This window comes from Mesorhizobium sp. M0019 (genome assembly GCF_040323975.1).
Lineage (GTDB): Bacteria > Pseudomonadota > Alphaproteobacteria > Rhizobiales > Rhizobiaceae > Mesorhizobium.
Genome location: NZ_JAMYVK010000030.1, coordinates 19,079 through 40,874, shown reverse-complemented (window position 1 = coordinate 40,874; position 21,796 = coordinate 19,079). Strand labels below are relative to the sequence as shown.

The 21,796-nt window shown below is 63.1% G+C and carries 23 protein-coding genes and 4 pseudogenes; 14 read left to right on the top strand and 13 right to left on the bottom strand.

The window, feature by feature from the left end; all coding sequences use genetic code 11:
* Nucleotides 1-93 precede the first annotated feature (93 nt).
* Nucleotides 94-522, top strand: a complete 429-nt coding sequence (locus NKK47_RS21250) for a DUF6481 family protein (RefSeq protein WP_023676956.1) — start codon at nt 94-96, stop codon at nt 520-522.
* An 82-nt stretch (nt 523-604) separates the two neighbouring features.
* On the opposite strand, the pseudogene sugE reads toward NKK47_RS21250, so the two are convergent.
* Together sugE and NKK47_RS21240 are read right to left on the bottom strand one after the other, a co-directional pair.
* Nucleotides 605-918: pseudogene (sugE, locus tag NKK47_RS21245) on the bottom strand (quaternary ammonium compound efflux SMR transporter SugE).
* 154 nt (nt 919-1,072) lie between these two features.
* Entirely contained in the window at nt 1,073-1,198 is a 126-nt protein-coding gene (locus NKK47_RS21240; protein WP_013528464.1) for a hypothetical protein, read from the bottom strand.
* Between the two features lie 215 nt (nt 1,199-1,413).
* On the opposite strand from NKK47_RS21240, the gene NKK47_RS21235 reads away from it, so the two are divergent.
* From NKK47_RS21235 to NKK47_RS21225, 3 genes are all read left to right on the top strand, one after another.
* Nucleotides 1,414-2,223, top strand: a complete 810-nt coding sequence (locus NKK47_RS21235) for a transglutaminase-like domain-containing protein (protein WP_352501143.1) — start codon at nt 1,414-1,416, stop codon at nt 2,221-2,223.
* A gap of 124 nt (nt 2,224-2,347) precedes the next feature.
* Nucleotides 2,348-3,310 carry a cation diffusion facilitator family transporter gene (locus NKK47_RS21230; RefSeq protein ID WP_023676953.1) on the top strand — a complete coding sequence of 321 codons (963 nt, stop codon included), beginning with the start codon at nt 2,348-2,350 and terminating at the stop codon, nt 3,308-3,310.
* 67 nt (nt 3,311-3,377) lie between these two features.
* The gene (locus tag NKK47_RS21225) at nt 3,378-3,782 is read left to right on the top strand and encodes a GFA family protein (protein ID WP_352578150.1); all 405 of its coding nucleotides are present in this window, start codon (nt 3,378-3,380) and stop codon (nt 3,780-3,782) included.
* A 39-nt stretch (nt 3,783-3,821) separates the two neighbouring features.
* Here the strand turns inward: NKK47_RS21225 and NKK47_RS21220 are convergent, their stop codons facing one another.
* Complete coding sequence (locus tag NKK47_RS21220) at nt 3,822-5,084, bottom strand: DNA recombination protein RmuC (protein ID WP_352578149.1); 1,263 nt, start codon at nt 5,082-5,084, stop codon at nt 3,822-3,824.
* A 103-nt stretch (nt 5,085-5,187) separates the two neighbouring features.
* Here NKK47_RS21220 and def point away from each other — a divergent pair, with 103 nt between their 5' ends.
* Genes def through truA form a run of 4 tightly spaced genes read left to right on the top strand, consistent with a single transcriptional unit; the run spans nt 5,188 to nt 7,945 of the window.
* On the top strand, nt 5,188-5,718 hold the full coding sequence (gene def / locus NKK47_RS21215) for a peptide deformylase (protein ID WP_023676950.1): 531 nt from the start codon (nt 5,188-5,190) through the stop codon (nt 5,716-5,718).
* Nucleotides 5,719-5,735: 17 nt separating this feature from the next.
* Nucleotides 5,736-6,665, top strand: coding sequence for a methionyl-tRNA formyltransferase (gene fmt / locus NKK47_RS21210; protein ID WP_352568573.1), 930 nt, complete (start codon nt 5,736-5,738; stop codon nt 6,663-6,665).
* Complete coding sequence (locus NKK47_RS21205) at nt 6,662-7,171, top strand: GNAT family N-acetyltransferase (RefSeq protein ID WP_023677468.1); 510 nt, start codon at nt 6,662-6,664, stop codon at nt 7,169-7,171. Before fmt ends, NKK47_RS21205 begins: the two co-directional genes overlap by 4 nt.
* Before the next feature lie 18 nt (nt 7,172-7,189).
* Nucleotides 7,190-7,945 carry a tRNA pseudouridine(38-40) synthase TruA gene (gene truA, locus NKK47_RS21200; RefSeq protein ID WP_352578148.1) on the top strand — a complete coding sequence of 252 codons (756 nt, stop codon included), beginning with the start codon at nt 7,190-7,192 and terminating at the stop codon, nt 7,943-7,945.
* Here truA and NKK47_RS21195 read toward each other — a convergent pair.
* Together NKK47_RS21195 and dapE are read right to left on the bottom strand one after the other, a co-directional pair.
* Nucleotides 7,927-8,535, bottom strand: coding sequence for a transporter (locus NKK47_RS21195; RefSeq protein WP_352578147.1), 609 nt, complete (start codon nt 8,533-8,535; stop codon nt 7,927-7,929). The genes truA and NKK47_RS21195 overlap by 19 nt on opposite strands.
* Before the next feature lie 2 nt (nt 8,536-8,537).
* Complete coding sequence (gene dapE, locus NKK47_RS21190; RefSeq protein ID WP_352578146.1) at nt 8,538-9,737, bottom strand: succinyl-diaminopimelate desuccinylase; 1,200 nt, start codon at nt 9,735-9,737, stop codon at nt 8,538-8,540.
* Between the two features lie 129 nt (nt 9,738-9,866).
* On the opposite strand from dapE, the pseudogene NKK47_RS21185 reads away from it, so the two are divergent.
* A pseudogene (locus tag NKK47_RS21185) lies at nt 9,867-10,899 on the top strand (2-dehydropantoate 2-reductase).
* Here NKK47_RS21185 and NKK47_RS21180 read toward each other — a convergent pair.
* From NKK47_RS21180 to dapD, 4 genes are all read right to left on the bottom strand, one after another.
* The gene (locus NKK47_RS21180; protein WP_352455972.1) at nt 10,889-11,989 is read right to left on the bottom strand and encodes a GGDEF domain-containing protein; all 1,101 of its coding nucleotides are present in this window, start codon (nt 11,987-11,989) and stop codon (nt 10,889-10,891) included. The pseudogene NKK47_RS21185 and the gene NKK47_RS21180 overlap by 11 nt on opposite strands.
* A gap of 233 nt (nt 11,990-12,222) precedes the next feature.
* Nucleotides 12,223-13,011, bottom strand: coding sequence for a hypothetical protein (locus NKK47_RS21175; protein WP_352578145.1), 789 nt, complete (start codon nt 13,009-13,011; stop codon nt 12,223-12,225).
* A 21-nt stretch (nt 13,012-13,032) separates the two neighbouring features.
* Nucleotides 13,033-13,410 (bottom strand): DUF805 domain-containing protein, encoded by a 378-nt coding sequence (locus tag NKK47_RS21170; protein WP_352455974.1) that lies wholly within the window; start codon nt 13,408-13,410, stop codon nt 13,033-13,035.
* 30 nt (nt 13,411-13,440) lie between these two features.
* Nucleotides 13,441-14,295: a 2,3,4,5-tetrahydropyridine-2,6-dicarboxylate N-succinyltransferase gene (gene dapD / locus NKK47_RS21165; protein WP_352578144.1), complete on the bottom strand. Its 855-nt coding sequence runs from the start codon at nt 14,293-14,295 to the stop codon at nt 13,441-13,443.
* Between the two features lie 145 nt (nt 14,296-14,440).
* On the opposite strand from dapD, the gene NKK47_RS21160 reads away from it, so the two are divergent.
* Entirely contained in the window at nt 14,441-15,280 is an 840-nt protein-coding gene (locus tag NKK47_RS21160; protein ID WP_023718198.1) for an LOG family protein, read from the top strand.
* A gap of 34 nt (nt 15,281-15,314) precedes the next feature.
* Here the strand turns inward: NKK47_RS21160 and NKK47_RS21155 are convergent, their stop codons facing one another.
* Nucleotides 15,315-16,022, bottom strand: a complete 708-nt coding sequence (locus NKK47_RS21155; RefSeq protein WP_023677476.1) for a pyrimidine 5'-nucleotidase — start codon at nt 16,020-16,022, stop codon at nt 15,315-15,317.
* A 161-nt stretch (nt 16,023-16,183) separates the two neighbouring features.
* Here NKK47_RS21155 and NKK47_RS21150 point away from each other — a divergent pair.
* Nucleotides 16,184-16,944, top strand: a pseudogene (locus tag NKK47_RS21150) (GGDEF domain-containing protein).
* Between the two features lie 49 nt (nt 16,945-16,993).
* On the opposite strand, the gene NKK47_RS21145 reads toward NKK47_RS21150, so the two are convergent.
* The gene (locus tag NKK47_RS21145) at nt 16,994-17,161 is read right to left on the bottom strand and encodes a hypothetical protein (RefSeq protein WP_352578143.1); all 168 of its coding nucleotides are present in this window, start codon (nt 17,159-17,161) and stop codon (nt 16,994-16,996) included.
* 93 nt (nt 17,162-17,254) lie between these two features.
* On the opposite strand from NKK47_RS21145, the gene NKK47_RS21140 reads away from it, so the two are divergent.
* Entirely contained in the window at nt 17,255-17,755 is a 501-nt protein-coding gene (locus NKK47_RS21140) for a MarR family winged helix-turn-helix transcriptional regulator (RefSeq protein WP_352578142.1), read from the top strand.
* On the opposite strand, the gene phhA is transcribed toward NKK47_RS21140, so the two are convergent.
* Entirely contained in the window at nt 17,750-18,583 is an 834-nt protein-coding gene (gene phhA, locus NKK47_RS21135) for a phenylalanine 4-monooxygenase (protein ID WP_352578141.1), read from the bottom strand. The genes NKK47_RS21140 and phhA overlap by 6 nt on opposite strands.
* 140 nt (nt 18,584-18,723) lie before the next feature.
* Between phhA and NKK47_RS21130 the strand changes: the two genes are divergently transcribed.
* A complete protein-coding gene (locus tag NKK47_RS21130) occupies nt 18,724-19,200 on the top strand; it encodes an Lrp/AsnC family transcriptional regulator (protein ID WP_352506020.1) in 477 nt (158 codons plus the stop codon).
* A 102-nt stretch (nt 19,201-19,302) separates the two neighbouring features.
* Nucleotides 19,303-20,840: pseudogene (gene bchE, locus NKK47_RS21125) on the top strand (magnesium-protoporphyrin IX monomethyl ester anaerobic oxidative cyclase).
* A gap of 19 nt (nt 20,841-20,859) precedes the next feature.
* Here the strand turns inward: bchE and argB are convergent.
* Complete coding sequence (argB, locus tag NKK47_RS21120) at nt 20,860-21,753, bottom strand: acetylglutamate kinase (RefSeq protein WP_023677482.1); 894 nt, start codon at nt 21,751-21,753, stop codon at nt 20,860-20,862.
* Nucleotides 21,754-21,796: the final 43 nt, after the last annotated feature.

Genomic DNA, 21,796 nt, shown 5'->3' with positions numbered 1-21,796 from the left:
TCAGAATTTCATGGCTGGCATACCGTTTTGGCGCTTGAACTCTCGGTTTTCGCGCGTATGTAAGCCTCGCAAATTGACTTCAGGGAAGTGGACTTGGCTATCTATAGGGAAAAAGACGTTTTCGAGCGGCGCAATGCCGCAAACGAGGCAAAGAAGGCGCTTCTGGAGCGCTTCAAGGCAAAGCCGGCGCCAGATGATCCAGCGGTGCTGGCACGACAGGCCGAGCGCAAGGCGATCCTCGAGGCCCGCGCGATACGCGAGGCCGAAAAGGCCAGGCTGAAGCAGGAAAAGCTGGCGCGCGAAGCGGCCGAAAAGGCCGAGCGCGAGGCAGCTGCCGAAGCGGCACGCATCGCCGCGGAAGAAGCCGCACAGGCCGAAGCGAAGATCCGGGAAGCTGAAGAGAACGAGCGGATCGCCCGTTTTCTTGCCGACGAGGCCGAACGCAAGGCTAAGCGTGACGCACGCTATGCGGCGCGCAAGCAGCGCACCGGCAGGACGCCGCCCGGCTTCTCCGCGCGATAGCGCCTTCCGGCACTGATCAGCCGAATTCAAGAATCAGGGCCGCCTTGCAGCGGCCCCGAACGCGCTCGTCCGTCAGAATCGGCTAAGCCGCGAGCTTCAGTCCCATGATGCCGCAGACGATTAGCGCGATGCAGGCCAGCCTGATCGCCGTCGCTGGCTCGCCGAGCAGCCATATCCCAACAGCGCCGTGCCGACGGTGCCGATGCCGGTCCACACCGCGTAAGCGGTGCCGACCGGCAACGCCTTCAGCGCCAGGCCGAGCAAGGTCAGGCTGACGATCATCGAGGCTACCGTCAGGACGGTCGGCAGCGGCTTCGAGAATCCGTCGGTGTATTTGAGGCCGATCGCCCAGCCGATCTCGAACAGTCCGGCGAACAACAGGAAAATCCACGACATCGGAACGCTCCGTTTCGATGGCTTCCGGCCGATTTCTTGAAAAGCGCAAAAATTGCCTTCGCCGCATCCATAGGGGATGCGCGTGAGCTTAATGAACAATCATACCGGCCGCGTTTGCGGCCGGTCGAAATAAGCCGAAACGGTAGCTGCGGCCCTACTTGTCCTTCAGCTTCATCGCCTTCACCGGCGGTGCCTTCAGGGCCGGCGCCGGAGCGGGTTTCTTCGCGTCCTTCTTCGGCTTGCGGGCTTCCTTGCCTGCCTTCATCGCACCCTTAGCCATGATTCGTTCCTCCAGTTGATGTCTGGCGAAGTGAAACAAGAGAAAACGCTCGACTGCAAGAGGCCGCTGCCGTGCAGTCGCCCTGGCCGATGGCTGTCAACCGGTTTCTAATTCCCTCGTAAACCGCAGCGGTCCGTGCCATGGTCTTCTTCGCACTGCAGCATCAGCCCTTGCGTTTCGCCGGCTGATGATCAGGCAGGCCGGTCAGGACGACAATGCGGATCCACATCGGTTGCCAGATGAGCTTCGACTTCCCGCAGGAAACACCGCTGATCGCGATGCTAAACGTCCATTATTCGCGCGCATCCGATCTTGAGCGGCCGGACTTCCTGACGTCGAACCCGCCGGTGCCGATCGAAAGCTACCGCGACAGTTTCGGCAATTGGTGCAACCGTTTCGTTGCGCCGGCCGGGCGCTTTGCGTTCGGCACCGACGCGGTGATCCGCGACCCCGGCTCCTTCGAGACGCGCGAGCTGACGGCGTGGCAGCACGAGGTGCGCGATCTGCCATCGGAGACGCTGCTGTTCCTGCTGCCCAGCCGTTATTGCGAGAGCGACGTGCTGTCGAATGAAGCGTGGCGGCTGTTCGGCAGCACCCCGCTCGGCATTCCGCGCGTCCAGGCGGTCTGCGACTTCGTCCATAACCACATCGTCTTCAACTATTTCAATGCACGGCCGACGCGCACCGCCGCCGAGGCCTATCGCGAGCAGAGTGGTGTATGCCGCGACTTTGCTCACCTCGCTGTTGCCTTCTGCCGCGCCCTGAACATTCCGACCCGCTACTGCACCGGCTATATCAGTGATATCGGCCTGCCAAAGCCGTGGTCGGACATGGATTTCGCCGCTTGGATGGAGGTCTATCTCGGCGGCCGCTGGCACGCGTTCGACCCGCGCAATAACGCGCCGCGCATCGGGCGCATCCTGATCGCCTCCGGGCGCGATGCCGCCGATGTGCCGCTGACCCACATTTTCGGGCCGGGCGCGCTGGCTGGCTTCAAGGTCTGGACGGACGAGGTCGTCGAATAGCCCGTCGCGCTGCGCTTTTGAACAACTGACCTTGTGAACAACTGGGCACTTCGGGCGTTGTGAGAGCTGTGGAGCGTGGGCGGGCGCTCCGCCAATCTCGGTGCATCAACCAAGGCAGTACACCATGGCGGCGCATGGCGGGTCGAAAAAAGTGATCTATGCGGCGCTCGCCGGAAATCTTGCGATCGCACTGACCAAATTTGCCGCTGCCTTGTTCACGGGCAGCTCGGCAATGCTCTCGGAAGGCGTCCACTCGCTCGTCGATACCGGCAATGGCAGCCTGCTGCTTTACGGCATGCACCGTGCCGCCCGGCCGGCCGACCGCACGCATCCGCTCGGCCATGGCCGCGAGCTGTACTTCTGGAGCTTCATCGTTGCGCTCCTCGTCTTTGCACTGGGTGCCGGCATATCGTTCTACGAAGGCGTGACGCACATCATGGCGCCGGAGCCGATTGCCAACGCCAAGGTGAACTACGCTGTCCTTGGCCTTTCCTTCCTCTTCGAAGGCACCTCTTGGCTGGTGGCGCTGAAGGAGTTCCGCCACCAAAAAGGCAGCCACGGCTGGCTCGAGGCGGTGCAGCTCAGCAAGGATCCGAGTGTCTACACCGTACTCTTCGAGGACAGCGCGGCACTTCTCGGCCTCGTTGTCGCCTTCGCCGGCATATTGGCGGCGGAATTGCTGGACATGCCGAAGCTCGACGGCGCCGCGTCGATCGGCATCGCGCTCATCCTGGGCGGGACCGCGATCTTCCTGGCGCGCGAAAGCAAGAGCCTGCTGCTCGGCGAGCCGGCCTCGCCCGAGGTGCAAACAGAGGTGCTGGCCATCGTCCAGCAGGACCCGGCGGTGCAACGGGCAAATGGCGTGCTGACGCTGCATATGGGTCCGCAGGAGATCGTCGCCGCTTTGAGCATCGAGTTCGAGGATCATTTGTCGGCGCCGGAGATAGAGACCTGTGTCGAGCGCCTCGAGACGCGGCTGAAGGCGGAGATGCCGGAGGTGACGCGGCTCTTCGTCAAGCCGCAGACCACCGGCACCTGGGAACGCCGGAGCAAGACCTTGGCGGCGTCCGGAGGGGAACCGGCCTGAGGAAAATGGCTGCGCCATCGGGCAGTCCCGATTATGATTGCGGGCAAAAGCTCCAGGAGGAACGAAGATGAAAATCGACGGCGCGTGTCATTGTGGCGCTATCACTTACGAGGCCGAAGTCGATCCGGAAAAGACCACCATTTGTCACTGCATCGATTGTCAGAAGCTAACCGGAACGGCCTTTCGCGTCACCGTGCCGGCGTCCGAGGACAATTACAGGATCACCAAGGGCACGCCGAAGATCTACATCAAGACCGGTTCGAGCGGCACCAAGCGCGCCCAGGCATTTTGCGGTGAGTGCGGCTCGCATCTCTACGCCACGTCGGCGGGCGAGGGACCGAAGGTTTACGGTATCAGGGTCGGCACGGCACGGCAGCGCGAGCAACTGGTGCCGAGAAAGCAGATCTGGCACCGCTCGGCGCTGCATTGGCTGCCGGAATTCGAAGGCACAACCATCATCGAGGAGCAGTAGCGCCAGACCCGGGCGAAGCCTCCGGTTCCGGCGTAGCTCTCAATCGTCGCCTTCGACGACCCTTAGCCTCAACTGCCCGGTTTTCGAATCGGCGACGCGCGGGCTGATTTCCGCTTTTGCTCCGCTGCCATTCGAACCAGCGGTGTCCTCCGCCGGCTGCACGCCAAACTCCAGCGCCTCGATCTTTTGTCCGCGCCTGGTCACCTTCGATGTCGAGACAAGGATGTCCTCGATATCCTTGGCCGATTGACCGAAATGCGTCTGCAATTTGCGCACCCGCTCGTCGAGCCGGGAGACGTCTTCCATCAGCCGGATAACCTCGCCCTGGATCAGGTGTGCCTGCTCGCGCATGCGGGCATCCTTGAGGATCGCCTGGATGACCTGGATCGACAGCATCAAAAGCGATGGCGAGACGATGACGATCCGCGATCGATGCGCCTTCTGGACAACGGCCTCGAAATTCTCGTGGATTTCGGCGAACACCGATTCTGAGGGCACGAACATGAAGGCGGTGTCCTGCGTCTCGCCCTGGATCAGGTATTTTTCGGAAATATCCCGGACATGCACCTCGATGTCGCGGCGGAAAGCCTGTGCAGCGGACTTCTGCAGGTCGGCGCCTTCGGCGGCACGGATGGCATTCCACGCCTCGAGCGGAAACTTTGCGTCGATGGCAAGCGACGGTGCGCCGTTCGGCATCTTCACCAGGCAGTCGGGCCGGCTGCCATTCGACAAGGTCGCCTGGAATTCATAGGCGCCGTGCGGCAATCCGTCGGCGACGATGGCTTCCATGCGCGACTGGCCGAAGGCGCCGCGCGTCTGCTTGTTGGAAAGGATCGCCTGCAATTGCACGACCTGGCCGGCCAGCGACTGGATGTTGCCTTGCGCGATATCGATGACCGCCAGCCGTTCCTGCAGCTTGGCGAGGCTCTCATGCGTCGATCTCGTCTGCTCGGTCATGGTCTGGCCCAGGCGGCCGGTCATGGCATCGAGACGCTGGCCGATCGACTGTGTCAGTTCCGCCTGGCGCGCCCCGAACACTTCGGCGATGGCGCCCATGCGGCCCTGCATTTCCGCCTGGCTTGCCAAGATACCAGCCATCCGCACCTCGGCGTCGCGGGCGTGGTCGGCGGCTTCGGCGGCCGCCACTGCACGCGCCTTGGCCGATCGCCAGAGCGCAACGACGAGCGCCACGAACAGGCCGAGGAACAGCATTGCGCCGAAACCCAGGGCTTGGCCGAGCGTGATCGTGGTGGCGCCGAGGCGGGCGACAGGTTCGGACAGGATGGTGGCCAGATCGTTCATGTCGACAGCATAGATGATTCGGTCTGCCGGCACAGATCAAAACGTGAACGACCCGAAGGCGCCCCGGTTGACGCTTTTCCTGCGAGGTCTTAGGTGAGACGCCATGTCGATCAAGCCGCTTATCATCCTCCCCGATCCCGTCCTGCGCCAGGTTTCAAAACCGGTCGAGCGTGTCGACGGCGATCTGCGCAAACTGGCCGGCGACATGCTGGACACCATGTATGACGCGCCCGGTATCGGCCTCGCGGCGATCCAGGTTGGCGAACCCTTGCGCATGCTGGTGATCGACCTGGCCAAGGAGGACGAGACGCCGGCACCGCACGTCTTCATCAATCCCGAAATCCTCGAAAGCTCCGACCAGCGTTCGGTCTACGAGGAAGGCTGCCTGTCGATCCCGGATTACTATGCCGAGGTCGAGCGTCCGGCGGCGGTGCGGGTGAAGTTTCTCGACCGCGACGGCAAGCTGCAGGAGATCGAGGCCGAGGGGCTGATGGCGACCTGCCTGCAGCATGAAATCGACCACCTCAACGGCGTGCTGTTCATCGATCACATCTCCAAGCTGAAGCGCGACATGGTGGTCAAGAAATTCAAGAAGCTCGCCAGGGACAAGGCGCCGGGCAAGATGGTGGGGTAGGCGTCGACGAAATGCCCCTGCGTGTCATCTTCATGGGTACGCCTGAATTCTCCGTGCCGACGCTGCGGGCGATTGCCGGGGCCGGGCACGGGTTGACGGCCGTCTACACGCAGCCGCCGCGCGCCGGCGGCCGGCGCGGGCTCGAACTGACGCCGTCGCCGGTGCAGCGCGAGGCGGAGCGGCTTGGCATCGAGGTGCGGTCGCCGGTGTCGCTGAAGAGCGAGGCGGAGCAGGAGGCGTTCCGCGCCTTGCGCGCCGACGTCGCCGTGGTCGTCGCCTACGGATTGCTTCTACCCAAACCCATTCTCGAGGCGCCGCGGCTCGGTTGCCTCAACGGTCACGCATCGCTGTTGCCGCGCTGGCGCGGCGCTGCCCCTATCCAGCGCGCCATCATGGCCGGCGATACCGAAACGGGCATTATGGTGATGCGGATGGAGGAAGGCCTCGACACCGGGCCGGTGGCAATGGTTGAAAAATGTCCCATTGGACCCGACATGACGGCCGGCGATCTGCACGACCGGCTGATGGTCCTCGGTGCTGCGCTGATCGTGCAAGCGCTCGAACGGCTGGAGCGGAATACGCTGACATTTACCACACAGGCGGAGGTGGGGGTGACCTACGCCAAGAAAATCGATAAATCGGAGACTCGCATAGACTGGCTGCGACCTGCCGGCGACGTGCACAACCAGATTCGCGGCCTGTCGCCCTTTCCCGGTGCATGGTGCGAGGCCGAAATCGGCGGCCGCGTGGAACGGCTGAAACTGCTTCGCTCGACGCTCTCGCAAGGCGCCGGCGAACCGGGAGGAATTCTCGATGACCGTCTGACGGTCGCCTGCGGGTCAGGCGCGATCAGGCTGGTCGAAGTTCAACGTGCGGGCGCAAGGCCCATTGCCGCGCAGGAGTTTCTGCGCGGGGCCAAGCTCGAAAAAGGAATGAAATTGTCATGAGCATGATGTCCATACGCGCGGCGACGCCGCGGGACCGCGAGGCGATCCGCCTTGTCGAAGAACACGCGTTCGGCCAGCAGACGGAGGCCGGACTGGTCGACGCGCTGGTCACCGGCGGTGATGCCGTCGTCGAACTGGTGGCGGACGAAGACGGGCAAGTGGTCGGCCATATCCTGTTTTCACGGCTCTTCGTGCAGAATGGCGGCAAGAGTTTCCCGGCGGTGGCGCTGGCGCCTCTAGCGGTCGAGCCGTCGTTCCACGGCACCGGCATCGGCGGTGCGCTGGTCCGCGAGGCGCATATCCGCCTGAAAGCTGCCGGCGAGACGCTCGCCGTGGTGCTCGGCGATCCGGCCTATTATGGGCGTTTCGGCTACAGCCGCGCCCGTGCCGCGAAATTCGACAGCGACTACCAAAGCGAGGCTTTGCAGGCGCTTGCCTGGGGCGAGGCGCCGGAGACCGGCAGGCTGGTCTACGCCTCGGCCTTCGGCTCAGCCCTCGCCGCCTGATTTCGCCTCGATCCGGGAATGCCGCGTTTTCGCCTCGACATCGAATATGACGGCAGTCTCTTCGCCGGCTGGCAGCGCCAGGCCAACCAGCCTTCGGTGCAGCAGGCGATCGAGCAGGCGATCGAGAAGTTCTGTGGTGAGCAGGTTTCGCTGCGCGCCGCCGGCCGCACCGATGCCGGCGTCCATGCGACCGCTCAGGTGGCGCATGTCGATCTGATCAAGGCATGGCCCGGCGACAAGGTGCGCGACGCCGTCAACGCGCATCTGCAGGCGGCCAAGGTGCGCATCGCCATCCTGAAGGCCGCCGTCGTGCCGGATGGCTTCGATGCGCGTTTCTCGGCAATCGGCCGCCACTACGTCTACCGCATCGTCAATCGGCGCGCGCCGGCGGCGCTCGACAAGGGCAAGATCTGGTGGGTACCGAAGCAGCTCGATGCCGGTGCCATGCACGAAGCGGCAAAGGTGCTGCTTGGCCGGCATGATTTCACCACCTTCCGCTCGACCCAGTGCCAAGCCACCAGCCCCGTCCGCACGCTCGACCGGCTGGATGTCAGCCGCACCGGCGATTTCATCGAAGTCCGCGCTTCGGCGCGGTCCTTCCTTCACAACCAGGTGCGCTCGATGGTCGGCTCGCTCAAACGTGTCGGCGAAGGCGGCTGGACTGTTGCCGACCTCAAGGCGGCGCTTGAGGCGCGCGACCGTGCGGCCTGCTGTCAGGTGGCGCCGCCCGACGGGCTGTTTCTCGTCGGCGTCGATTATCCAACGCCTGGCTGATCCGGAACGCTGATCCCGAGCAGCGCCTGCAGGCCGAACAGGACGATCAGCGACGCCACGAACATGCCGGCAAAAACGGCGCTGCCGGCGGCCGCACCCCTGCCGATCGCAACGTTGGTCATCCGCCAGGTCAAGACCATCGACAGCGCGAACAACAGCAGCGACACGAGTCCGGAGACTTCGTTGGCCGACGTCAGGAAAAGCCGGATCAACGCCGATGGCAGCATCATCCAGGCGATGATCGCCGAGGCCCAATTGCTGGCCACGACATAATGGACGAAGCGGCTGCCGATGCCGGCGCGTGGCGCGACCAGGGCGAGGCCGACGAGCGGCAGCACCCAGGCGCCGATATCGACGGTGGCCAGGCGGATCAACATGCTGAAACGGCCGACAAATGCGTCGGGATCGCCGATCTGGTTGGCAATACCGACCCAGCCGACGATCAATGCGGGCGCCGCGACGATGATGGCAAAAAAGGAGTTCCAGAAACCGTCCGCCGAAAGGTCGAGCAGGCGAAATCCGTCGGCCTTGCCGAGCATCAGCCGCCAGGCACCGGCAAGCGAAGCGTAGGTTTCATCCGCTGAAAGCATCACTAGGATATGTCCTGCGCAAACCAGTCTTCAACGAAGCGCAGATAAATCTGCGTCAGCGTCTCGAGGTCGGCAATCGCCACGCGTTCGTCGACCATGTGCATGGTCTTGCCGACAAGTCCGAATTCGACCACCGGACAATAATCCTTGATGAAGCGGGCATCGGAGGTGCCGCCGGAGGTGGAGAGCGCCGGCTTCCTGCCGGTCACCGCCTTGATCGAGCCGCCAAGCGTCTCGATCAACCTGTCGTCGCGTGTCAGGAAAACGTGGCTCGGTCCGTCGCGCCAGACGATCTCGTAGTCGACCGGCGTCTTCTTGCCGGCGCGGTATTTCTTGCGTTTCGCCGCCTGGTCGAGGCGGTTGTGGATCTCGGCCTGGATCGTCTCGGCGGTCCATGTGTCGTTGAAGCGGATATTGAAGCTAGCCGCCGCCTTCGCCGGGATGACGTTGGTGGCAGGGTTGCCAACATCGATGGAGGTGACCTCAAGATTGGTCGGCTGGAAATCCCTTGTTCCGTTGTCGAAGACGGGGTCAAGCAAGGCGTCGACCAGCGTCACCAGGCCGCGCACGGGATTGTCGGCTAGCTGCGGATAGGCGGCGTGTCCCTGGCGGCCGTTGACGACGACCGTGCCGGAGAGCGAGCCGCGCCGGCCGATCTTGATCATATCGCCGAGCGCGTCGGGATTGGTCGGCTCGCCGACGATCGCAGCATGCCATTTCTCACCCTTGACAGCCGCCCATTCGAGCAGTTTCGTCGTGCCGTTGATCGCCGGCCCTTCCTCGTCGCCGGTTATCAGCAGCGAGACCGAACCCTTCGGGCCGCCCTTCTGCGCAATATGTCGCGCTACCGCCGCGACGAAACAAGCAATGCCGCCCTTCATGTCGACGGCGCCGCGGCCGAACATCTCGCCATTGGCGATCTCGGCGCCAAAGGGTGGGTGCGTCCAGGCTGTTTCATCGCCCACCGGCACGACATCGGCATGGCCGGCAAACATCAGATGCGGGCCGTTGCCGGAACGCCGCGCGTAAAGGTTCTCTATGTCAGGTGTGCCGGATTCGGAAAACACCGGGCGCTCGACGGCAAAGCCGAGCGGCTTCAACATTTCTTCCAGCGCGCTCAGCGCACCGCCTTCGGCGGGCGTCACGGAAGCGCAGCGGATGAGAGCAGCCAGATTTCTGGTCGGATCGGTAGGCAGCGTCATGGGCAAAAGCGATAGTCGAAAGCGCAAGGCCTGTCACGGCCAGACATAAGGGCCAGCCATGCCGCCGACATTATGGTTTTCATGCCGTATAGTTGCGGCCAGGCCTCTCGACCAGGACAGGGCCATCGCATGATCACGCATGGCAGGACGATCGTAATCGCCGGTGCCGGCAGTATCGGATGCTACGCCGGCGGCTGCCTGATACTTGCCGGGCGAAAGGTGGTTCTGCTGGCGCGGCCTCGCATCGAGAAGGCGCTGCAAAAAGGTGGATTGCGCATCACCGACCGTGATGGCCGCGACCGATCCGTCAAGCCGGAGGCATTGTCGGTCACCGCCGATCCGGCCGCGGCATTCCCCGCTGCCGATGTCATCCTGCTAACGGTCAAGAGCGGCGCGACGCAGGACATGGCCGGGCTTATTGCGGCCCATGCGCGACCGGATGCGGTGGTACTCAGTCCTGCAGAACGGCGTCGACAATGCCGATAAGTTGCGAGCCCATCTCGCCGCCCGGCGGGTGCTCGCGGGCATGGTGCCGTTCAACGTGGTCCAATCGGCGGAGGGCGAATTGCCGCTTCGCCTGCACCGCGCCAGCGGCGGCAAGGTGATGATCGAACAGGGTCCGACAGGCCTTGACGAACTGCTTGACGTCGAGGGCTTTGCCGTCGCCACGCATGGTGACATCGAAGCGGTGCTATGGGGCAAGCTGCTGCTCAACCTCAACAACGCGCTGGTGGCGCTTTCCGGCCTGCCGCTGGCGGCAGAGCTTGCCGATCGCCGCTGGCGGCTGATCCTGGCCGGCCAGATCGACGAAGCATTGGCGGCAATGATGGCGACAGGCATCGAACCCGCTCGCATCGCCGGCCTGCGTCCCGCGCTGCTGCCGAAAGTGCTTCGCCTGCCCGACTGGCTGTTCAAGTTCTTGGCGCGGCGGATGCTTGCCATCGATCCGGCCGCGCGTTCGTCGATGTGGGATGACCTTCAGCGCCGCCGGCCGACGGAGATCGGCGAACTGCAAGGCGCGGTCCTGCGTTTGGCCGAAAAGGCCGGCACGCCGGCGCCGTTGCTGAAGCATGTCACGGCACTGGTGCGCGCGGCCGAGCAGAAGAGGCGCGGATCGCCCTGCCTGACGCCGGAAGCCGTTGTCGCGACCGTCAGATCGTAGCCCGCACAGGCGCCCAGTAACGGCCCTTGCCGGTGCGCTTGGCTTCGTAGAGCGCATGGTCGGAACAGGTGAGCAGGATTTCCGGATCGCCTCCGTCGGCGGGTGCGCATGCGCTGCCGACGCTCAAGCCGACATGGATGGCGGAACCGACCCCGAGGTCGAAAGGCACCGAGACCTTTTCGATGGCCCGCTTTGCCAGGTAGGTGGCCTCGATCTCCGAGGTTGCGGGCAAAAGGATGACAAATTCATCGCCGCCAATGCGGAAGACCACGTCCCCCGGACGGAAGCCGCGCTTCAATCGCTCGGCCACCTTGCGCAGCAGCACGTCGCCGACGGCGTGGCCAAAACGGTCGTTGACCTGTTTGAAACCGTCGAGATCCATGCTGAGCACTGCAAACGGCTTGCCGCCATTGGCGGCCGGCGCCGCAAGGTCGCGGCACATGTCGCGCAATTTCTCCTGCAGGAAGATGCGGTTTGGCAGGCCGGTCAGCGCGTCCTTGATGGCCAGGTCGCGATTGTCCAGTTCGGCGCGGATCATGCGGGCATTGATTGCGTGGTTCTGAAGCAGCACGATGATGACGCCGGCCACATAGAATGGCGTTTGAATTCCGACGATCGGCATTCCGGGCGCCGCAGAAAACAATGCACCGACCACGTAAGGCAGGCTTACGGCCAACATGACGAATATGGCGAAGCGCGGGGTCGCCGCATTGCGTGACGACACCACGCCGACGACGCCTGCGACATTCAAGGCGGCAAGTACGGAAAGCGCCATATTCCCGCTGGCAACACAGCCATAGCAGCCGAGGCCGAAAACGACCGACCAGACGCCGCTGGCTGCCATCAGGCCCGCCAGCGGCCCTTTCGAGCCGCGCCTGCGGGCCTGCTCGCATTCCCGCATCAGCAGAACGCGGACGGTGAAAAGCATCAGGTCGGCGGCAATCCAGGCGTAGGGCCACCAATCCCCGGTGGCAAGAGCGGCGCTGACCGCAACCAACAGAACGCTGATGGTGCCGAACAGGACCGCGAATTTGCGGTCGAAGGTGGTGTCGAGAAGCCGGGCGCGGACAGCTTCCGGTTCCAATTTCATCGGCGAAGAGAACCAGGCAAACAGGCGAGCGGCGGCGCTCCACGTTTTGCGCGGCTCCTTGGTGGTCAGGGATAGGTCGCTTGCCAGTCGAGCGCTCCGTGCCGGTCGACACAGTCTTCGCCGGCATGCTGGGCCAGGGTGATTAACATTCGCTTAGAGCATCCGGCGCAAAACCGGGCTTTCGGAACTCCCCGCTCTGCCGCTCTAGCGGATCTGCCGCCGGGTCGCCGGTTTTAGCTTGCCGGCCCCGGTCGTCTGCGGACTGCAGGCCGACGCGGCGGACCCGGCCCGGGATCGGTCTTCGCCGCACGTGCCGGCTGCCCATGAGGGGTTTCGATCAGCGTGATCTTCTGCCAGATCTTTCGCGAGAGGTTCGAAGCCAGGTTCTCGATGTCATTGACGCCGTCGATGACCACGGCGTCATTCACCGATTGCGCGAACAGCGCGGCGATCTTGCCGGTGATCGACAGCATTTCGGAGCAGTAGTCGAGATAGCGGGCAAGGTCGGCGGCGTTGGTGATGCGGGCTGGCGAATGCGCAGTCGGCTTGAAACTGGCTGAAAGCGTTGCCGGATCCTTGGTCAGCTGGTGCATGTCGATGACGTGGATCAGCGACCGCAGCCCGTGGAGCTGGCGAAACACCCGCTTGCGCTTGATCCGCTCCTCGGAGCGAATCAGGGCCAGGAAGCCCAGCACCGCGAGGATGATCATGTTGAGGGAGGCTTCGATGCCTTGCACCGACTGGAAGGCATCGTGGTTTCCCGAGATGCGGCCGAGCGGCAGGATTGTGCCGACGAACAGGAACATCAGCGCTCCGACGACGAAGGCGGCGATGATGAGGCCGCGCAGCCACCAGATCGGCGCCTCCAGCGCCTTGGCTGCCTTTGCCAGATCGCGCGACAGCGATACGAGCTCGGCGGCGACGCCGCGCAAGCCTGCATCGGGAAAGCGCTCGGCGACGCGCCCTTCCAGCCGTTCGGCGGTTTCGAGGATCAGTTTCGGATCAAGCGAGCGGTAGCGCATGACAAAATGTCCGATCGGCGCTCAGGGTTCAGCCGGGGCGTTGGTGCGCTTGCCGTAGCGGTTGGGGCCGGGTTGCCCCGGAAACAGGCAAAGCACGAGGAAAGCAATGATCGAGACAACCGGCACGAACAGCACCAGCGCCGCAACGCCCGGCTTGTCGAGGTCGTGCAACCGTTTGACCGCCAGCACCACGTTCGACCAAAGCGAGGCAATGAAGGCGATGAAGAAAATGAACGACCACATGTTGCTCTCGGTGGTGCCCTCCGGCACCAGCGTGAAACGGTAGAGCGGGAAGGCCTGTATGATGGCCACCAGCAGTCCTCCAAGAAAATAGGCCGCGCGGCTGACGCGGCCCGAAGCTTTGAAGAAAAGCCAGATGAGGTCTGATCTATCAGGCAAGCGAATTCCGTCCGTATTCGTTGAGAAAGATCAATCGCGCAGCAATTCGTTGATCGAGGTCTTGGAACGGGTTCTGGCATCGACCCGCTTGACGATGACGGCGCAGTAGAGGCTGGGGCCGGGCTCGTTGTTTGGAAAAGGCTTGCCCGGCAGCGAGCCGGCGACGACGACGGAATTAGGCGGCACCTCGCCGTAGAAGATCTCGCCGGTGGCGCGCTCGACGATCTTGGTCGATTGGCCGATGAAGACGCCCATGCCGAGCACCGAGCCTTCGCGCACGATGCAGCCTTCGACCACTTCGGAACGGGCGCCGATGAAGCAATTGTCCTCGATGATGGTTGGACCGGCCTGCATCGGCTCCAGCACGCCGCCGATGCCGACACCGCCCGACAGATGCACATTCTTGCCGATCTGGGCGCAGGAGCCGACCGAAGCCCAGGTGTCGACCATGGTGCCGCTGTCGACATAGGCGCCGACATTGACGAAGGACGGCATCAGCACGGCGCCGGGCGCGACATAGGCGGAGCGGCGCACGATCGACGACGGCACGGCGCGGAAGCCCGCCTTCTCAAAATCGACGGCGCTCCAGCCGTCGAACTTCGAAGGCACCTTGTCCCACCATACCGCCTGACCGGGACCGCCCTTTATGATCTCCATCGGGGTGAGCCGGAACGACAGCAGCACCGCTTTTTTCAGCCACTGGTTGACGTGCCATTTGCCGTCGGCCTGCCGCTCGGCGACGCGGGCGACGCCCCGGTCGAGCAGGTCGAGCGCCGATTGGATGGCCTCGCGCGTCTCGCCGCGGGTTGCGGTCGAAATCGTGTCGCGTTCCTCGAAGGCGTTCTCGATGATCTCCTCGAGGCTCGCGAGATCGGGCTTCGACATGAATTCGCTCCATTACCAAGCTGTTAAGGGCCGGCGCCTTAACCTGTTTGAAAGTCGCGCGGACCCTATGTGAAGGCTTGGGGAGGGTCAATCGCGGCAGCGTCACGGGACGGCGCAAGTGAATGATTGGACGGGTAAAGCTGAAATGACTCCTATGGAAAAAGCGGGGTGGACGCCGCTGCCGCATTCGGACGAGGATCTGGAGCGGTCGAAAAGCGTGCCGGACACGCCGCAAACGCGCGCGGAGACATACCGGCTGGCCTGGAACGATCCCGATTTCATGACGCGGCGCGAGTTGCGCGCGGTCAGGCTGCAGCTCGAACTGCTGAAACCGGAGATGATCCTGGCCGAGCGCGGCATCCAATCGACCGTCATCCTGTTCGGCGGCGCCCGCATTCCCGAGCCCGGCGGCGAAGCCTGGGCGGCCAAGAACGAGACGCAGAAGAAGAACCTCGAGCAAAACAGCAAATATTACGAGGAGGCGCGCAAATTCGCCCGCCTCTGCTCGCAGCAATCGGCCACCTCGTACTATCGCGAATTCGTCGTGGTGACCGGCGGCGGGCCGGGCGTCATGGAGGCCGGCAATCGTGGCGCCGACGATGTTGGCGCGCCGTCGATCGGTCTCAACATCGTGCTGCCGCACGAGCAGGCGCCAAACGCCTACGTGACGCCGGAACTCTGCTTCAACTTCCACTATTTCGCGGTCCGCAAGATGCATTTCGTCATGCGTGCCAAGGCCGTTGCGGTGTTTCCAGGCGGCTTCGGCACGATGGACGAGTTCTTCGAAACGCTGACCCTGATCCAGACCGGCCGCATGGAACGCGTGCCGGTCATCCTGTTCGGCAAGGCTTTCTGGGCAAGGGCGATCGACCTCGATTTCCTCGCCGAGCAAGGCACGATCACGCCCGGCGACCAGGATATCATCGATTTCGTCGACACTGCCGACGAGGCCTGGGGGATCGTCAGCCGCTTCTATAAACTTTGACATGCAAGCAAGGACTTGAAGCGCGCCGGCTGCCTCAAGCAGGGACTTCCACGATCGCCGTGAGAAAGCCGGCGAGGTCGTCGGTGACGAAGTCCACATCGTCCTCGTTGGCCGGGTCGCGTTCCCAGATTTCCGAGAAGGTCGGCTCGAAATTGCGCGGCACCACCAACACTGTGGTCATGCCCAGCGATTTCGGCACCGACAGGTTGCGGGCAAGATCTTCGAACATCACCGCATTTTGCCCGGTAACGGCGTGGAGTTCGGCAAATTTCTCATAGGATTGCCGCGCCGGCTTGGGGTTCAGTCCGGCTGCGACGATATCGAAAATATCATCGAAATGCTCGAGAATGCCCAACTGCCGCGCGGTGCGTTCGGCATGCCGGCGATCCCCGTTGGTGAAGATGAATTTACGGCCGGGAAGCTGGCGAATGGCGGTGCCGAGGACGGGATCTGGCACCAGCCAGGAATAATCGATGTCGTGCACTTTCTCGAGAAAATCGTCGGGGTCGATGCCGTGGCGCGTCATCAATCCGTTCAGCGTCGTGCCATATTCGCGGTAGAGCTCCTTTTGCAGCTTGCGTGCTTCCTCGCGCGGCAGCGTCAGCAATTCTCCGACGTAGGCGGTCATCTTCACATCGATCTGCGAGAACAGATTCGAATGATGCGGATAAAGCGTGTTGTCGAGATCGAACACCCAGTCGGTGACATGGGCAAAGCGGGCGGGGTCGGGAAGTGTGGTCATACGTCCTTATGGCATGAAACGATCTTTCTAACAGGAGGTTTATCCACAACCTATGCGCGCCCTGGGTGGTAAAAATGGCGCCCTGATTAAAATCTTAAGCATCGCCGAAAGGTGACATTCAGCGCTTTGCTGGAACCAAGGCGGACCAGTGGGAGCAAGCGATGAATCGCATATTTCTAAAGTCTGCCGCCATCGCTTTCGCCTCCGTCGCGGTCTCTCTTCTGCTGACGCTGATCGTTGTGCCGGCAATGGGATTTTCGATCAATCGCACCATCTGGCTGACATCCACTCTGTGCCCACTCGTTCTGGCCTGGGGCGCTGGCGCCTATACATTCTGGCAGGGCAAAAGGTTGCAGACCGCGCATCGCGAGCTCGCTCGCGCCCATGCCCAACTCGCCGCCGCGCACAGGCGCTTGGCGGAAAAGGCGAGCCGCGACGACATGACCGGCATGCTCAACCGCGAAAGTTTCTTTGCCGCTCTCGACGGCTCCCGGCGCAAATCCGATCGCGGGGCATTGCTGATCGTCGATGCCGACCATTTCAAGACCATCAACGACAGCTACGGCCATCTGATCGGCGACGATGCGCTGCTCCTGATCGCAACGCGATAGAGCGTGGCGTGCGCAGCGGCGACGTGCTTGGCCGCATCGGCGGCGAGGAATTCTGCGCCCTTCTGATTGGTGCCACCGAACACGAGGCCAGGCGCGTCGCCGAGCGCATCCGCCGTGAAGTCGAGCGTATCCGTTTCCGGCCCGTCGACGAACGAACGGTTCCGCTGACAGTCAGTATTGGCGGCATCACCTGCGGCAGAGACGCCGCAGTGTCGGAGCTAATGCGCGCCGCCGACCAGCGGCTCTACGAGGCCAAGCATCGCGGCCGCAATCTGTCGATCATCGACCGCGATATTTCCGAAGCCGCCTGAGCTCGGCCGTAAGCCTTCTGCCGCATTCAACCGCGCCGCTGCCAGACTGTCAAAATCCGAAGATGGCGATGCGGAACAGCAGGGCGGCCGCCGCCAGCGCCACCAGAGCGATGCCAAGGCCAATGAGAGAGCCCCAGCCATACCACTCCATCGCCAGCTTGGCGTATTTGAACTCCTCGGCCGGTGTGAGTAGGCCGCGCGTTGGGGTCTGATTCATGTTTCACTCCTTGCAGGCTGCGACAGGCCTTGCCTTGCGTCTGATGCAGCATATTACTATAATGGCTATAATGTTAGGCAGATTGATAGTTAGATGATCGAAATAAATTCGTCAAGCATGAATCGGGCCGACATGAAGACCGCCGTCAGCCTTGCCATTATGGGCTGGCAGGACGCGACGCAGGCTTATGACGAGGCAGTGGGCGATAGGCTTGGGCTGAGTATGGCGGAACGCCATTGCCTAGCGCTGCTCTATGGCGGCCCGCGATCGGCTGGCGAGGTCGCGGCCGCAACAGGGTTGACGCCGGCCGCGGTCACCGCGCTGATCGACCGGCTGGAGGCGCGCGGCCTGCTGACACGAACGCGCAGCCTTGAGGACAGGCGCAAGGTGGTCATAGAGGCGACGGAACTCACGCGAGAACTATCGACGCGCTATTATGGCGCGATCGCGCAGGAGGGGGAAAAGGTGATCGCCACATTCAGCGACACTGAGCTCGCCACGATCCTGCGCTTCGTCACGGCGTCCCTCGACCTTCAGCGCGACCAACTGGCCCGGCTGAAGGCCGAGGCGTTGGAAATAACCGACAGCCTATAGGCTCGCCGGGTCGAGCGCTGGCTCGCCTTTGCGGCGCGCCACGATCGCCGCAAGATCGGCGGTCTCGAAAGCATCGCGCAGAACGTCGAAGGACGGCAGCACGAAATAGGCACGCTGGAATTTGTCGATCTCGTAGCCGGTGCGCATCACGGTTTCCAGGTCGAACGGGACATGGTGCGCCTCGCCGCCTTCAACCGCGAACTGAAGCTCGGTGAAGGATGACATCAGCCCGGCACCGAAAGCCTTCAGCGGCTGGCCCGGCTCGCGCATCAGTCCGTATTCGACGGTGTACCAGTAAAGCCGGGTGATCATCTCGTCGCCGCCGAGCGCAATCACGCTGTCGGCCTTCTTGCCATACATCTGCATGAAGTCGGCAAAGACCGGCTGCGTCAGGATCGGCACGTGACCGAAGAAATCGTGGAACATGTCGGGCTCGACAATGTAGTCGAGCTCCTTTTGGGTTCGCAGCCAGTTGGTGACCGGGAACCGGCGGTTGGCGAGGTGGTCGAAGAACGGCGCGGCGGGAATGAGCCCCGGCACGGCGACGATCTCCCAGCCGGTGAACTTGCGCAGCTTCTCGCTGACCGCACCGAAATCCGGGATCTTGTCGAGAAGGCCGAGCGCCGCAACGCCATCGAGGTAGGAGTGGTGGGCGAGCTTCCTGGTCAGCTTCGTCTGGCGGTCGCACAGCGTGCGCCACACCGCCTGTTCTTCGTCGCTGTAATTGTAGCCCTGCGCCACGGTGAAATCGGCACGGCAGACCGAATAATCGCCGCGAAGGCCTCGCGCCGCGCATTCGCGGGCATAGTCGGCAACGTTCATTGTCATGGCTTGCTCTCCCTGGAAATCATGATCAGCGGATTGCCGGAAATTCTAGCGGGATGGCGCGAGGCAAATCAGCTTTGATGGTGGCTCAAATGCGGGGTTGGAGGTAAAAGACTCCACGATCGAGCTTTGGGAGAGTGAAAATGCCTCAGTTTGATGAATTCGAGATCAAGATGCTCGACATCCTGCAACGCGACGGGCGCAAGCCGGTCTCCGAATTGGCGCAGCAGATTGGGCTGTCGACGACACCTTGCGCGCGGCGCTTCGAGGCCCTTCAGCAAGCGGGCATCATAAAGGGCTTTGCTGCGGTGCTCAGCCGCCGCGCCGTCGGGCTGATGGTCGAAGTGTTCATCCAGGTGCGCCTCGTAACCCACAGCGACGGCTCGCCCGAAACCTTTATCGCCGCCGTGCAGCGCATGGACGAGGTGTCGTCGTGCTGGACGATGACCGGAGACTACGATTTCCTGCTGCATGTCATGGTGCCGTCGGTCGACGAGCTCAATGCCTTCGTCATGCACCGGCTGATGCGGCTCGAAGGCGTGCGCGACGTACACACGCAACTTGTGCTGCAGAACATCAAGGGGCCCGGCCATGTGCCGCTGGCACATCTCAGACGATAGGCATTTCTGCGGAAAAGCTGCACACAAACTGCTGAAGCGAGCCAATCTCCGGAACTAGATCGCCAACTACGACATGCGGACCGCCATTGCATAAGGCCCGCCATGAAAATCGTCCTGATCAACCCGCCGCATACCGCCATCGGCAGCCGTGTGCCGGACGACCATCTGCCGCCGCTCGGTTTGCTGGCACTGGGCGGTCCGCTGATCGACGCGGGACATCAAGTGCGGCTTGTGGATGCCGAATTCGGGCCGATGGCGCTTGCCACGCTGGTCCGGGACGCGTTGAGCGACCATCCCGACTGCATTCTGATCGGCCATTCCGGCTCGACCTCTGCACATCCGACAGCCCTGCTGATCGCCGGCATGGTCAAGAACATCGAGCCAGCGACAATCCTGATTTATGGCGGCGTGTTTCCGACCTATCACTGGCGCGACATACTGGCCGAAACGCATGCCTTCGACTTCATCGTGCGCGGCGAGGGCGAGGCGACAATCGTCGCGCTGGTCGAAGCGCTTGAGAAACGCAAGCCGCTGTCGGACGTGGCGGGGATCGCTTTTCCTGACGATTTGCGCCGTCCTTTTGCCACCCGGCCGGCAAGGACGATCGCCAATTTCGACGATTACCGCATCGGCTGGGAACTGATCGACTTCAGTCGCTACAGCTATTGGGGCGGCAAGCGCGCAGTAGTCATGCAGTTCTCGCGAGGCTGTCCGCATCTGTGCAACTATTGCGGCCAGCGCGGCTTCTGGACGCGCTGGCGGCACCGCGACCCCGGGAAGTTCGCGCGGGAGATTGCCTGGCTATACCGCGAGCATGGCGTCGAGCTGATCAACCTTGCCGACGAGAACCCGACGTCGTCCAAAAAAGCCTGGCGCGCCTTTCTCGATGCGATGATCGCCGAGAATGTGCCGGTGCTGATCGTCGGCTCCACCCGCGCCGACGACATCGTCCGCGACGCCGACAGCCTGCATCTCTATCGCCAGGCCGGCGTCATCCGCTGGCTGCTTGGCATGGAAAATAGCGACGAGCAGACGCTTGCATTGATCCGCAAGGGCGGCAGCACCTCATCCGACCGCGAGGCGATACGGCTGTTGCGCCTCAACGGTATCTTGTCGATGGCGACTTGGGTGGCCGGTTTCGAGGACGAAAGCCTGCGCGACCTCTGGCGCGGCTTCGCCAGCTGATCGCTTATGACCCCGACCAGATCCAGGCGCTCTATGTGACGCCGCATCGCTGGACGCCGTTCTTCAGGATTGCCAGGGACCGCAAGGTGATCCAGCTGGACGCCCGCCTGTGGGACTACAAGCACCAGGTGCTGCGGATGACCCGCCTCAAGCCGTGGATGCTGTTCTTCGCCGTCAAGCTGATCGAGCTGGCCGTGCAGTCGCGGCCCAAGGCGCTGGCCCGCATCCTGTTCCACAAGGATCCGGAGCAACGGCATTCGATGCGCTGGTACACCAAAATGGGCCGCCGCGTCTGGTTCCGCGAAGTCTGGGGCTTTCTGGTCCGCGACCGCCGCCTGAAAAATGGTCCGACGCTCGCCGAATTCTGGGGCGCGCCGCAAGACGAGGAAGAGGAATCGATGGTTGTCGAACGCCTGTCGCGTCAGTCCGTGACCGCTATTTCGCCAAACGCTTGAGTCCCTCAGACACCCGGCCTCACGGCACGATCAGCGTGCCGGCGCCGTGTTCGGTGAACAGCTCGAGCAGCACCGCATGCGGCGTCTTGCCGTTGAGGATGACGACGCCTGCGACGCCGCGCTCGATTGCCTCGATGCAGGTCTCGACTTTGGGGATCATGCCGCCCGAGACAGTGCCGTCCTTGATCAGGGCCTTGGCCTCGGCCACGGTCAACTCGTCGATCAGCTTCTTGTCCTTGTCGAGCACGCCGGGCACGTCGGTAAGGAACAGCAGGCGCGTCGCCTGGCAGGCGCCGGCGATGGCGCCGGCAAAAGTGTCGGCGTTGATGTTGTAGGTATGGCCGTCGCGGCCGGGCGCCACCGGCGCCAGCACCGGGATCATTTCGGACCGCGCCAGGAGGTCGAGCAATGTGCGGTCGACCTCGACAGGCTCACCAACGAAGCCCAGGTCGAGCACCCGCTCGATGTTGGAATCCGGATCGATCATGGTCTTGCGCGCCTTTTCGGCAAACACCATGTTGCCGTCCTTGCCGCACAGCCCGATCGCCCACTCGCCCTCGGCATTGATCAGCGCGACGATCTCCTTGTTGATCGACCCGGCCAGCACCATCTCGACAATCTCGACGGTCTTCTGGTCGGTGACGCGCAAGCCGCCCTCGAATTTGGATTCGATGCCCATCTTGCTGAGCATGGCGCCGATCTGCGGCCCGCCGCCATGCACGACGATCGGGTTGACGCCGGATTGTTTCAAAAGTGCGATGTCGCGGGCGAAAGCCTTGCCGAGCGCGATGTCGCCCATCGCGTGGCCGCCATATTTCACCACGACCGTCTTGTTCTCGTAGCGCTGCATATAGGGCAGCGCCCTTGAAAGCAGCGCGGCCTGCATTTCGGCGGTGGCGGCGACATCCGTCATCGGCGTGGTTCCCAGCTTGGCATGAACGGCGGCGTCTTAGCGA

Excerpts from the sequence above, each read along its gene's own strand:
- NKK47_RS21225 (WP_352578150.1), top strand. The coding sequence starts at position 3,378 with ATGAAAATCGACGGCGCGTGTCATTGTGGCGCTATCACTTACGAGGCC.
- argB (WP_023677482.1), bottom strand. The coding sequence starts at position 21,753 with ATGACGGATGTCGCCGCCACCGCCGAAATGCAGGCCGCGCTGCTTTCA.
- NKK47_RS21195 (WP_352578147.1), bottom strand. The coding sequence starts at position 8,535 with ATGCTTTCAGCGGATGAAACCTACGCTTCGCTTGCCGGTGCCTGGCGG.
- NKK47_RS21140 (WP_352578142.1), top strand. The coding sequence starts at position 17,255 with ATGATCGAAATAAATTCGTCAAGCATGAATCGGGCCGACATGAAGACC.
- dapD (WP_352578144.1), bottom strand. The coding sequence starts at position 14,295 with ATGTCGAAGCCCGATCTCGCGAGCCTCGAGGAGATCATCGAGAACGCC.
- NKK47_RS21180 (WP_352455972.1), bottom strand. The coding sequence starts at position 11,989 with ATGAAATTGGAACCGGAAGCTGTCCGCGCCCGGCTTCTCGACACCACC.
- NKK47_RS21175 (WP_352578145.1), bottom strand. The coding sequence starts at position 13,011 with ATGCGCTACCGCTCGCTTGATCCGAAACTGATCCTCGAAACCGCCGAA.
- NKK47_RS21230 (WP_023676953.1), top strand. The coding sequence starts at position 2,348 with ATGGCGGCGCATGGCGGGTCGAAAAAAGTGATCTATGCGGCGCTCGCC.
- NKK47_RS21205 (WP_023677468.1), top strand. The coding sequence starts at position 6,662 with ATGAGCATGATGTCCATACGCGCGGCGACGCCGCGGGACCGCGAGGCG.
- NKK47_RS21160 (WP_023718198.1), top strand. The coding sequence starts at position 14,441 with ATGACTCCTATGGAAAAAGCGGGGTGGACGCCGCTGCCGCATTCGGAC.
- NKK47_RS21155 (WP_023677476.1), bottom strand. The coding sequence starts at position 16,022 with ATGACCACACTTCCCGACCCCGCCCGCTTTGCCCATGTCACCGACTGG.
- phhA (WP_352578141.1), bottom strand. The coding sequence starts at position 18,583 with ATGACAATGAACGTTGCCGACTATGCCCGCGAATGCGCGGCGCGAGGC.
- NKK47_RS21145 (WP_352578143.1), bottom strand. The coding sequence starts at position 17,161 with ATGAATCAGACCCCAACGCGCGGCCTACTCACACCGGCCGAGGAGTTC.
- NKK47_RS21240 (WP_013528464.1), bottom strand. The coding sequence starts at position 1,198 with ATGGCTAAGGGTGCGATGAAGGCAGGCAAGGAAGCCCGCAAGCCGAAG.
- NKK47_RS21130 (WP_352506020.1), top strand. The coding sequence starts at position 18,724 with ATGCCTCAGTTTGATGAATTCGAGATCAAGATGCTCGACATCCTGCAA.
- def (WP_023676950.1), top strand. The coding sequence starts at position 5,188 with ATGTCGATCAAGCCGCTTATCATCCTCCCCGATCCCGTCCTGCGCCAG.
- NKK47_RS21235 (WP_352501143.1), top strand. The coding sequence starts at position 1,414 with ATGCGGATCCACATCGGTTGCCAGATGAGCTTCGACTTCCCGCAGGAA.
- dapE (WP_352578146.1), bottom strand. The coding sequence starts at position 9,737 with ATGACGCTGCCTACCGATCCGACCAGAAATCTGGCTGCTCTCATCCGC.
- NKK47_RS21220 (WP_352578149.1), bottom strand. The coding sequence starts at position 5,084 with ATGAACGATCTGGCCACCATCCTGTCCGAACCTGTCGCCCGCCTCGGC.
- truA (WP_352578148.1), top strand. The coding sequence starts at position 7,190 with ATGCCGCGTTTTCGCCTCGACATCGAATATGACGGCAGTCTCTTCGCC.